The following is a 12,029-nucleotide window of genomic DNA, read 5'->3' on the forward strand; positions in this document are numbered from 1 at the left end:
CTTACGAACTTCGAAACAAATTGAAGCATGCGTCTGAATGCACGGACTCACGTGCAACCGAGTTGCGAGAAGTTCCTCTATGGGAACAAACGCGCCGATGACGCCGCGCTCTGTAGCCGAGCTCTCAGTCTTGATCTAACCCGTAGTGCTACGGGTGAGGAAATGATCGCGCCGTGTCGACGGCATGGCCGTGGAATCTCCGACCTCATAATCCGCGCCAAACTGTCGCGCGACGGTCAGCTCAAGGCGCGGCCCGGACGGCTCCCAAGCGAAGGTTCCGGGAAAAGAGATTACTGGAGTCCGCGAGCAACCTCGCCGGGGGCCCTTCCGCGCAAACCCGACCACCCTCGAGGCACACCACGTGATCCGCGTCGAGCACCGACTCCAGCCGGTGGGTAATGAGCAGCAAGGTCCGGCCGTTGAGCTGCTGCTGGATGGCGCGCTTGACACTGTCCTCCAACGAGCGATCGAGAGCGCTCATGGCCTCGTCAAGAATCAGGAACTCAGGCTTGCGTACGATCGCGCGGGCAAGGCCAAGGCGCTGGCGTTGTCCGCCCGAAAAGCGCGTGCCGTGCTGCCCGATCCAGGAGTCGTACTTGTCGGGCAACGCCTCAACGATTTCCGAAATACCTGCGACGCGCAACGCGTGCAAAATCTCCGCCTCCGACGCGTCGTTCTTGGACATGCGCACATTGTCGATCACCGTGCCTTCGACGAGGTCGACGTCCTGGCCGGCAATCGCGAGCAGGCCAAGCCATTCCGGTCGGCGGAGATCCTCGATGGGGCGACCATCGACAAGGATGCATCCCTCGGTCGCCGAATAAAGACCGAGCAGAAGGTTCACGATCGTGGTCTTGCCCGCCCCGCTCGCACCAACGAGCGCGGTGATCTTACCTGCCGGAATGTCAAAGGAGACGTCGCGAAGCGCCGGATCGGATCCAGCATCGTAGCGGAAGGTGACGTTGCGGAACGAGATCCTGTCGCCCAGCCTGTCGATCGCAAGGTGTCCGGGCTTCGGATATTCCTTGTCGTCCTTCGCCAGCATGAGACGGATGGAGCGCAGCTGCGGTTCGATCTGCGCCATGTACAGCAGGCTGGTCTCCAGCTCGCGCATATGCGGCTGCAACCGATAGAGCAAGGCAACCGCTGTAAGACTGGTCGCAAACCCGATTCCCCACATATTGGCGGACGCGATGACGAGGCAGAGCACCACGAGGTATCCCACTTCCGTAAGCGGAGACACCAGCGCGGACAGGCGCGCGAGTCCCAGCGCGACCCGGCGCGCCTCCGCCGACGCACCCTCGAAACGCTCCTGGTGCACCTTCTCCTGGCCATACGCACGGATCGTCCGCATACCCTGAAGGGTCATCAGCATGTGCTCTCCCAGTCTCTGGTGAACCAGCTTCACTCCGCTGCCGAGTTCCTGCATCGGCCTGGAAAGGTGACGCATCCCGGCGGATACGGCCATGGATGCCGCGATTGCGATCACCGTAATCTTCACCGAAAGCGCAAGAAGAAACGACAGGAAGAGAACGATCGAGCAGGAGCTGACGATGATGCGGGTCAGGTTGCTGTAGGCTCCGGAGATCAACCATGTCTCGGTCCCAAGAACCTCCATCAGGTAGGCTTCGTCATGGCGCTGAAAGAACGAATATGAGGTCGACAGATATTGCAGATGGACGCGGTTGCGCGCGACTTCATTGATCTGCTCGCCGACATGGGCGCTGATCAGCGTATTGGCGAAGGCGAGCGCGCCGCGCACAATGATGAGAAGAAGCACCACCAGAGCGGTCTCAGTCGAGCTGTGAAACCAGCTGGTCGCATGCCGGAGCGCATCGCCCAGAATGCCGCTCGTCGACGTCGCGAGTTCCACCTGCCCCATCGCAAGATAGAAGAAGAGCAGCACCAGCGTGATCCCGACCGTCTCGGCCAGCGATGACGCCACGCCAAGGACGATCAGCAGCGGCGTCGCCCAACGCGGCAACGGTGCCACCTTGAGGAGCCGCCACAGTTCGGCCAATGCCGCGCGCCGCGCGGCTCTCGGCCTCTTCATATCGTCTGTGTTTTCTGCCATCGGGATTGACTGGGATCACCGATCAGGAATGACGGCGATGGCCGTCGGAGCTTTCTGTGCCGCAGACTGCGGACCGTCCACCACACCGCGGAGACGATGTCCCGCGGCAGGTCAAGCACAGCGACCTTGACCGCCAGCGCGGGATTTCGCCCGAACAGCAGCATGAAGACCGGTGCAAAGTAACCCACACGACCACCAGTCAACGCTCTTCGAAGCAGCCACCGGGCGTAATTGCTGATTCCGCGATCCAGCAAGGCAATGCGATCGGGATGTCGAGCCGCCATCTCATCGGCAACCAGCATCCAGGAGCGGAACATCCGCGTCATGTCACTGGACATGTTGTTCGGCAGATAGCGGTAGCCGATCTCATATTCGGGAACCACCGCGAAGTGATAGCTTTCCGCGACGCGGCAATAAAACAGCAGATCTTCGCAACCCTGAGCGCCCGATGCCCGCAGGCCGCTCTCGAATCCGCGCGCCGCGATCAAGGCTTCTCTGCGGACCATTGCCGAACTTCCGTTGCCGATGAAATTGCTCTCGAACAGATAGTCCAGCACGTCGCCGGCATGAAACACGGGATCGGATTTCACGCTCACGCGGCTCTTCGCGTCGATCCAGGCGTACCAGCTGTAGACGAGGCCCGTTTTCTCTCCCCCGTCAATCATGGCCTGGAGCTGCCGCTCGATCTTGCCCGGCGCCCACAGGTCATCGGCGTCGATGAACGCGATGAATTCCGCACGCGCGGCCTGCCACCCGGCATTGCGAGCGGCCGCCACACCGGCGTTATCCTGCCTGATGATCGTGATACGCGGATCGCGGTCCGCATGCCGCTCCGCGACCGCGACCGTGTCGTCTGTGGATCCATCGTCCACCACGATGATCTCGAGCCGCTCGTGTGACTGCGACCGGACGCTGCAAAGCGTCTCGTCGATCGTCGCCTCGGCGTTGAACGCTGGAATGACGACACTGACCAGGCACGTACTTGTACTCATTGATACCGCTCCAAGCACTGCACAAACGCCCCCAGACTTTGGTCGCCCCTCACTTCGATGCGCGGAAGGTCGAGCAAGTCATCCTGCAACCCGGCGGCCCGATCGACCGTGTTGAATATGGCCTTATAGCCGCACTCCGCCGCTAAAATTCTGAACCGCTGGTCGGTGCATCCAAACGGAGCCGCAAGCGACGTCGTCGGGCGCTCCAGCCAGGTCTCGAGCTGGATCCGTGACCGCAGTAATTCTTCGGCTAGTTCCGAGCTTGAAAGCCTATCGCTGCGAGGATGGCGCGCGAGGTGACTGCCAAACATCGCGCCTTCGCCGGCAAGCGCGATGATCCTGCCGGCATCCATCAGCGGCGCCGGCGTTCCGAACGATGCGTCCCACTCGGCTCGCGCGCCAACCAGATCAGTGACAATGAACACTTCCGCGGAGAGGTCATTGGCTTTCAGTATGGGCCACGCCTGTTCGGCAAAATCCTGATATCCGTCGTCGAAGGTGATCAGCAGCGGCCTGCCTTCAAACGGGTGGCTGTTGGCCACAAACCATGCCAGCTGCTCCGAGTTGATTGTGTGGTAGCCATTTCTCCGTAACCACAACATCTGCGCGGCAAAGGCATCCGGATCGACACGATAGCGCGCAAGCTGCTCCGGCCCATCGGTTGCGACTCGATGGTACATCAGGACCGGAACGTGCGAGCGTCTTTCCGATTGCAGGACTTCCGATCGCCGCCTGACGGCGCCATTCCGCACGACAAATCGCGCGACCTCCCTTTCGATAGGCGCATCAATTTGCGCAACCGTCACCTGCGGCTCGGGCGCAACCTCGTCAGGCGCAAGGCGCCGGTAGCGATCGACGCGATAGAGCTCGGTCTGTATCGATGCCTCAAGCGCGAGCTCGGGCAACTTTCCCATCACCCGTGCAATCGTCTCAGCTCCGTACGGATTTTCCCAATCGAATCCGGTACGAGACGTATCGTCCTTCAGGACGTAACTGTGCGCAGTGATGAGATGCCCGCCGGGACGCAAGGCTCGCGCGATCCTCTGCGCAACGCGCGCCAGCTCCGCCTCGTCATCCAGGTAGTAAAGCACCTCGGAGCAACAGATGAGATCCATCGCATCGGGGAGACGGTCGGCCGATAGATCAAGCTTGGCGAAATCCGCGTTGCGGATTCCGTTACAGCGCAAGCGAGCCCGCGCGAGCGCTGTCGATGAAATATCGGATGCCAGGAGATGCCCGACCTTCGGCGCCAGCTGCCGGCTGAAATGGCCTTCCGCGCATGCCAGCTCGATCGCACGTTCCGGCCGCTCAGGCGGCAACAACTCCAGTTGCCGACGGTACTTCTCCTGCTCATAGGGCGAGCCGTAGTTCCATGGATCCTCTCTTTGAAAGAACCTCTCCCAGAACACCTCACGTCCAATGTCGCATGGACCTCCTTCGACAGCATGGCTCTCACTGCTGCCCGTGCCCGGTACCAGCGCGCTGGGCACAGAGCGCGATTTCGCTTCGCTCGCTATGCGTTCCTGCAACACCTGCAGCCGGTGCCGGTGGCTATCCGGCTCGCTCCGCGCGGGCTTCCGAACTCGCCTTATCAACCTGGCGGGCCGGCTCAGATGTCGAAGTCGCCAGCCCCTGCCCATAGGCAAATGGGTGAGGTGTTCGCGAATCAGCTTCACCCAGAATTCGAAATCCACGGCTCCGATCAATCCGACATCGAGCAAGGCCAAGACTTGCGGTCCATCGCACATGTAGATGTAGAGCCGGTCGACATGACGGGACGGGTAAAACGCGGGAAGCTGCTGAAGGTCGACGCGGAGACCCAGTGTCAGGGCAAGTTCGCGCGGCGCCGAGAGGTCATCATAGTCGAGCAGGATGCGCTCGAACCGATACTGGATCTTTCGAGCTTCTGCCGGATCACTCCAGACTTGCCCGATTGCAGTGATCAGCTCGGTCACATGCTCGCCAAACTCCCGCCAGCGACCTGCCAATCTCGCCGGCGTTGCACGAGCCCCGACTGAGACTGAGTCCAGCAAGCTATAAGCAATCTGATCGGCCGCGGTTGTCGATTGCGGTATATCGGCAAGCACCGCTCGTGAAAGGCCGCCCCTGTTCCCTCGAGCGCAGTCGATGCCGCAGCACCAAAGCGCGAAATAGGCATGCGCTGCCGCTTGCGACCTGCCGAAAGCGGCCGATGCCCCGTTCTGATGCTCCGGCGCCGCATTCTCCACACGTTGATCGGTAGAGAATCCACGAGCAATAACAGCATTCCCGTCAGCCAGCATTTGCCGGACGTCGCCGGACAACGAATGCTCGCTCGACCAATAGTAACTGAGCAACTCATCGACATGTATCCAGTTGCCGCCGGTTCGCGCGATCCGCTGCCACAGATCCCATTCCTCGCAGGTTCGAAGATTGGCATCAAAACCGCCAACCGCCATGACTGCGCTTCTTTTGACAAGGACACCGTGAACGGCAACGGGACAACTGCGCGCGAACGCTTCGAATGGATTGGCCGCAACCGCCGCATTACGATAGCGAGGCGTCTGTTCGCCATCAGGCATCACGCGACAATGATCACAGCAAGCAGTGATCGCGGAAGGATCTTCGTCCAGCGCCGCGTTCATTTTGATCAGGAATTGCGCGTCAATCCAGTCGTCGCTGTCGAGGAATAGAAGCCGCTCGCCGCTCGCGCGGGATAGACCGACATTGCGGGCCGTCGATACGCCTCGCCCGCCGGACCTCAGCAACGCGAACCGGGTGTCTCGCGCGGCATATCCCGCAACGATTGCATGCGTCGCATCGACGGAACCGTCATCTACAATCAGCGCTTCCCATCCGGGGTCGGTCTGGGCCAACAGGCTTTCAAGCGTTCTGGCGATGGTTTTCTCAGCATCGCGAGCAGGGATTACGATCGAGGTGAGTGAGCTGGCCATCATTCGCGCTTCCCCTTGCTGTGGTAGAAGCGGAATCCCGACATGCAGCCGGCGATCTCCTCCTTGAGAAAGCGGTCGACAACGCGCTTGCGTCCGATGGCCCTGCGGAGCAGCCGGTAGGAGTACCATGTCGGAAGATACAGGTACGCGCGCACCCGGTTTTCCTGAAGAGCTGTTCGCTCATACTGGACCAGCAGCGCCGCGACGTGGCCTCGCATGTAGTAATAGATTTGGCTCGCGAGCCCTTCCATCGTCCGTCGGTGAGAATGGAACGCCACGGAGGAAGGCGCGTAGCGGCAGGTGTAGCCGTTTACGAGCAAGCGGTACCAATATTCCGAATCCCCGGAGCATCCTGCCTGGCCGACGTCGAGACGTTCATCGAACAGACCGATCCGTTCAAATACGTCGCGGCGGAATGCCATGCTGGCCCCGGCGCCAATGTCCCACGCCGGGAACGCATCCCGGCGATGCGACTTGAAGCATGAGCTGTCGAAGTCCCGCTCCAGGTAACCCTTGCCGAATCCCCAATAGGTCTCGAAGTGCCATTGCGCCTCGGTTGCCAGTTCTGCTGGAAGGACGAGCCCTGTCACGGCGGCGACCTGCGGCTGATCGAATGCGGCCACCAGTCGCTCCAACCAACGTGGGTGAAGCATGACGTCGTCGTCGGTAAAGGCCACGATGTCGCCGGTTGCGCGAAGCACGCCGGTATTGCGGGCGATATCGAGCCCGGGCCGGTCTTCGCGTATGTAGATCACTCCCGCGGCCGACACGACATCGCGCGTGCGCCGATCTCTTGACGCGTTATCGACCACGATGATCTCACGCGGCCGAAAGCTTTGCCGCGGCAATGACGCGAGGCACGCGGCGAGTTCTTCCGGCCGGTCCCGTGTACAGATCACCACGCTTGCCGAGACAGTCGGCTTGACCTGCCTTTGCAATTCATCCCCGATAACCTGGAGAAAGTCGGCATCGACGTGACCAATGCGCGAGCCGATCTGCCGCCCCTGATGCATCAGCACGTGGCCGATCGGGCGATCCTCGTGCCAGAACACGGTCATGCCCTCGCGCAATTCCGTTCCGGCGATGTCCGCGGGCGACGTCATCGCGACATGCGCGACCCCCTCGCCTAGCGGCAGGTCTGTGATCGAAGGGAGCATGGCCATTCGTTGCTGGATCAGGCCGGCGGATGACGGTCCCGCCACTCAAGTGCAGTCTCGATGATAAAGTCGATATCGGATTGCTGCGGCCGCCAGCCGAGGTCTCGCTCGGCCTTCGCAAACGATGCAACGAGCCTGGCGGGATCGCCCGCCCGGCGCGCGCCACGGCGCACGACCGGCTCGCTGCGGGCGACACGCTTCACCGCCGCGACCAACTCGAGCACGCTGGTGCCGACGCCGGTGCCAAGGTTGAACACGTGAGTGCCACCCCGCTCGAGCAGCATTTCGCCTGCAAGCACGTGGGCTCGCGCCAGATCGTTGACGTGGACGTAGTCCCTGACGGCACTGCCGTCAGCCGTTGGAAAATCCGTGCCCAGTATTGTGAATGGCCGATCGGTTCGGCGCGCGGCTTCGATCGCCAGCGGAATGACATGAGTTTCCGGCTCATGCCGCTCGCCAATTTCACCGTCGGGATCCGCCCCAGCGGCGTTGAAATAGCGCAAGGACACCGATCCGATTCCATAAGCCTGACCAAAATCCTCCAGCATTCGCTCGATGATCATCTTCGACCAACCATAGGGGTTGATCGGCGCCTGCGGATGGCTTTCATCGATCGGGACGCGCTGGGGGACGCCGTAACTGGCACAAGTGCTTGAGAACAGAATATAGCTGCACCCTGTTGCGCGCATCCCGTTCAGCAGCGCTAGCGTGCCGGCAGTGTTGTTCTCGTAGTAGATCGCCGGGTTCTCGACTGATTCGCCAACATAGGCGAACGCCGCGAAATGCGCGACCAAATCCGGCTTATGCGTCTCCAGCGCCGCCCGTACCGCGCGTGGATCGCAAACATCGCATTCCACCAGTGGCCCCCAACGCACCGCGGCGCGCCAACCGCGCGAGAGGTTATCGAGCGCCACAACATTCCAGCCGGCCCTGGCGAATGCCTTGCAGCAGTGAGAGCCCACATATCCCGCACCGCCGGTGACCAGTACTGTCCTGGTCATGCGGCCTCTCCGGCGTGGTCACAACTCACCTTGCTGACGTAACCAGCGATCGCCCTTGCACCTCGTTGGCAAGGTAGCGCGCGCGGCGACCAGGAGAGGCCTCCGCGCACGTACACCGTGACGGCCTGGCCTTCGGAAACTGGGAGCACGCTGGAACTCGATAGTCTGATTTGACGCCGAAACTGGATTGGCCTCACTCCCCGCGCAATCGTCTCTTTCAAAGTGGCTCAGCAGTATTTCCAAGTCGATTACCAATCTATCGATTCAAAATGCGGCTTCTTCGCGGTGAGTGACAAGCAGCGCACGCCACCATGCATTGTGGACACTCCGGTTCCATGATCGCGGATCGATGGCGCGAAGATCGTGCAAGCTGCTGTGTATATCCTCAGCGTGCGTGTGCCGAAGTTCCACTGCATCAGTTGCGATGACAGTCAACGCGGCCTGCCGCATCACAAGGCACACACATGCTTCCGATTGAGCAGATTAGATTCATGCCTGCAGTTGCGGCAGCTGCAACCGTCGAGTTCTATCAAGCGACGGCGATGCGGCCGCGCAATCGCTGATAGTTCCCTCGATTCAGCATATGAGAGAAATAACGGACGGCACGCTCCCGAGCGGCTCCTGCCAATCCAAGCGATGTCATGCAATCATCACGGAACGCTGGATCCCGCTCAAGGCTTGTGTTCCGCTAGCTCATCGGAGGGGTAGTAGCGCGCCTTGCGCGCCTCGGACAAAACCTCTCCGGTCGCCGATTTAGCCTGCGCAGTCCATTGGTACACACCCGGGCTGCACGGACCGAAAGTTCGGAAGGTTCCGGACGGCAGGATGCCGTTCGCTGGAATCGGCAGTTCCTCTCCACCCATCTCCCTGACACCTTGGGTCAGGGTCAACGACAGGCTCTTGGCGCCTGCGGGAACATTATGGAGATGAAATTCCGGATTCGGGAAAAGCGTGACGCAACCTTTGGCCCCGCCCCAGGAAAAATCAAGCGTCATCGGATCAGCAACAGCCGCAGAGCAGCCCGCGAGCCATCCGGCCATGGCGACAACAACGAACCTAGATGACATGGGACCCCCAAAGGATCGATCTGCTCGAAGGGCACACTGCACGCGTCATCCTCTGTCCCGCCGTGCGATGAGAGCAAGAACAATGTGCAGGCGCGAACGCGGGATCAAGGCACCGTCGCGTAGGCACTCCTTATGTGGCCGCTTTGAGGCAATGACGCATGCCTCGACGACTTTTGAGCACGTCATGTGGTGGTCCGTTCGCCGCCACGGGCACTTGGCACCGATTTTGAATTCTCATCGACACAAGAATTTCTTACTCGTCGAATAGAAGCCGCGATCATGCCTCACTCCGCTGTTGTCCAATATTCGAGCAGAGTGCCTCCGCAACATCACGCGCACGCCAAGTTGCGCTGTGTTCAACAAGGTTCGAAGTTGAGGATAATGCAAACCGACGACAGACAGCTCCGACCCACCGATGGACCTCGAACGATCTCTCGTGAGAATTTTCGCGACGGTCGCGCGCCGGTCGCGGGATTGGCGGTGCGGTTGTGAAGATCTTCGTGCACGACTACGCAGGACACCCCTTCCAGGTCGATCTCAGCCGCGAATTGGCGGTCCGGGGGCATGAAGTCAGCCACGCCTACTTCCACGGCGATCTCGGCCCAAAGGGCAAACTAGAGAGATCGTCCGCCGATCCCGCCCACCTCTCCTTTACCGGTGTCAAGCTGTCGCGTCCCTACGACAAGGCGTCCTTCGTGCGCCGCCGATTTGACGACGTCGCCTACGGCAAGGCAGTTGCGAAATTGGTGCATTCGGACAAGCCGGACATCGTGATCTCCGGCAATACACCAACGGAAGCCCAATCGGCCATCGTCAACGCATGCAAGCAGACCGGCACCAAGTTCGTGTTCTGGGTTCAGGACTTCTACAGCGTTGCGGTGTCGCAGCTATTGCGCAAGAAGCTTGGGCCGCCCGGCGCTATGGTCGGGGCCTACTATCGGTTTCTCGAGCGGCGCCAGTTTCAGAGCTCCGATGCGGTCGTCGTCATCACGAACGCCTTCTCGCCGCTCGCGAGCAAGTGGACCGGCACTGAAGACAACGTTTTTGTGATCGAGAACTGGGGTGCGCTGAATGATATTGTTCCTCACCCCAAGGACAACGCGTGGGCTCGCCGTCACGGGCTGCACAACTCGTTCAACTTTCTCTATTCGGGCACGCTCGGGCTGAAGCACAATCCTGACCTGTTGGTGCAGCTCGCCAAGATGGTGAAAGGACGTGCCAATGTGGTGACCGTCAGCCAGGGCGTTGGCGTCACGCATCTCGAGCAGGCCAAGGCCGAGCTCGGGCTGGACAATCTCATCCTGCTGCCGCTGCAGCCCTTCGCGGATCTCCCGATGGTGCTCGCTACCTCCGATGTCGCCGTTGCGACGATCGAACCGGAGGCGGGAATATTCTCGGTACCTTCAAAGGTGCAATCCTATTTCTGCGCCGGGCGTCCTGTGCTGCTTGCAGCGCCGAAGGAAAATCTCGCTTCTGATCTGGTTCGCCGCAATGGCGCCGGATTAGTCGTTGATCCCGTCGATCAGGCGGCCTTCCTCAAGGCTGCGCTGCGGCTTCTCGACGACGAAGCCTTGAGAGCAAATGCAGCTGCCAAAGCGAGGTCATTTGCACTCGAAAACTACGACATCAAATCGGTGACCGACCGATTTGAGACAGTATTTGACTATGCAATCGGTTCGAAAACTGCGGAAAGGAAAATCTAATGGCGACAAAGAGCATGTCCACCGCACTGGTCTGCGGCGCGGGTGGATTCATTGGCGGGCACCTGGTCAAGCGGCTCAAACGCGAGGGCTTCTGGGTGCGTGGTGTCGACCTGAAATTTCCGCCATTCGCGGAGACCGAAGCCGATGATTTCGTCGTTGGCGATCTTCGCGACCAGAATTTCTGCAGGCAGATCACCGACCGCAAGTTCGACGAGGTGTATCAGCTCGCCGCCGACATGGGCGGCGCCGGCTACATCTTCACCGGCGAACATGATGCCGACGTGATGCATAATTCGGCGACCATCAACCTCAACATGCTCGATGCCTGCCAGAAGCGCAATGTGCGCGGCATGTTCTATTCGTCGTCGGCCTGCATGTATCCGGAGCATAACCAGAAGGACCCGGACAATCCGAACTGCGCGGAAGATTCGGCCTATCCGGCGGCGCCCGACAGCGAATACGGCTGGGAAAAGCTGTTTTCGGAGCGATTATATCTCGCCTACAACCGCAACTACGGAATGCGGAACCGCGTCGCGCGCTATCACAACATCTTCGGGCCCGAGGGCACCTGGGAAGGTGGCAAGGAGAAGGCGCCCGCCGCGGTGTGCCGCAAGGTGGCCCAGGCTTCCAATCATGGCGAAGTCGAGATTTGGGGCGACGGCACGCAGACACGCTCATTCCTCTATATCGATGAGTGCCTGGAAGGCACCATTCGCCTGACCCGATCGGACTTCGAAGGTCCGGTCAATGTCGGATCGGAGGAGATGGTCACAATCAACCAGCTCGTCGATCTCGTATCCGACATCGCCGGCAAGAAGGTGATCAAGAAGCACATTCCGGGTCCGCTCGGCGTGCGCGGCCGCAACTCGGACAACCGCCTGATTGGCCAGAAGCTCGGTTGGAAGCCGTCCGCGACACTCCGCTCCGGTCTCGAGAAGACCTATGAATGGATCGAACGCCAGATCCGCAGCAATACCAGGGCCGCCGCCTGACGGGCGGCCCAACCGGCCGGGGCTCACGAGACGAGGAACATTCGCGCAGACTAGGCTATGACCGGCACGATCATTTGCACGACCATTTGGAAGGCTCGATAGGGTAACCG

General features: G+C 60.6%; 8 protein-coding genes. 2 read left to right on the forward strand and 6 right to left on the reverse strand.

Going from position 1 to position 12,029, the window contains the following annotated elements:
• Positions 1-241 precede the first annotated feature (241 nt).
• The 6 genes from MTX19_RS25015 to MTX19_RS25040 form a co-directional block, all read right to left on the reverse strand.
• Complete coding sequence (locus MTX19_RS25015) at positions 242-2,074, reverse strand: ABC transporter ATP-binding protein (protein ID WP_348638364.1); 1,833 nt, start codon at positions 2,072-2,074, stop codon at positions 242-244.
• Complete coding sequence (locus tag MTX19_RS25020; protein WP_280979771.1) at positions 2,050-3,066, reverse strand: glycosyltransferase family 2 protein; 1,017 nt, start codon at positions 3,064-3,066, stop codon at positions 2,050-2,052. Before MTX19_RS25020 ends, MTX19_RS25015 begins: the two co-directional genes overlap by 25 nt.
• Entirely contained in the window at positions 3,063-6,002 is a 2,940-nt protein-coding gene (locus MTX19_RS25025; RefSeq protein ID WP_280979772.1) for a glycosyltransferase, read from the reverse strand. Before MTX19_RS25025 ends, MTX19_RS25020 begins: the two co-directional genes overlap by 4 nt.
• Positions 5,999-7,201: a glycosyltransferase gene (locus tag MTX19_RS25030; RefSeq protein WP_280979773.1), complete on the reverse strand. Its 1,203-nt coding sequence runs from the start codon at positions 7,199-7,201 to the stop codon at positions 5,999-6,001. The genes MTX19_RS25025 and MTX19_RS25030 overlap by 4 nt, the downstream gene beginning before the upstream one ends.
• Positions 7,174-8,157: a UDP-glucose 4-epimerase GalE gene (gene galE, locus MTX19_RS25035; protein ID WP_280979774.1), complete on the reverse strand. Its 984-nt coding sequence runs from the start codon at positions 8,155-8,157 to the stop codon at positions 7,174-7,176. The genes MTX19_RS25030 and galE overlap by 28 nt, the downstream gene beginning before the upstream one ends.
• A 671-nt stretch (positions 8,158-8,828) precedes the next feature.
• A complete protein-coding gene (locus MTX19_RS25040; RefSeq protein ID WP_280979775.1) occupies positions 8,829-9,197 on the reverse strand; it encodes a hypothetical protein in 369 nt (122 codons plus the stop codon).
• 527 nt (positions 9,198-9,724) lie between these two features.
• Between MTX19_RS25040 and MTX19_RS25045 the strand changes: the two genes are divergently transcribed.
• Together MTX19_RS25045 and MTX19_RS25050 are read left to right on the forward strand one after the other, a co-directional pair.
• Positions 9,725-10,927 (forward strand): glycosyltransferase family 4 protein, encoded by a 1,203-nt coding sequence (locus MTX19_RS25045; protein ID WP_280979776.1) that lies wholly within the window; start codon positions 9,725-9,727, stop codon positions 10,925-10,927.
• Positions 10,927-11,919 (forward strand): NAD-dependent epimerase/dehydratase family protein, encoded by a 993-nt coding sequence (locus MTX19_RS25050; RefSeq protein ID WP_280972453.1) that lies wholly within the window; start codon positions 10,927-10,929, stop codon positions 11,917-11,919. Before MTX19_RS25045 ends, MTX19_RS25050 begins: the two co-directional genes overlap by 1 nt.
• Positions 11,920-12,029 lie beyond the last annotated feature (110 nt).

The sequence above is a fragment of the Bradyrhizobium sp. ISRA464 genome (assembly GCF_029910095.1).
In the GTDB taxonomy this organism is placed as follows: Bacteria; Pseudomonadota; Alphaproteobacteria; order Rhizobiales; family Xanthobacteraceae; genus Bradyrhizobium.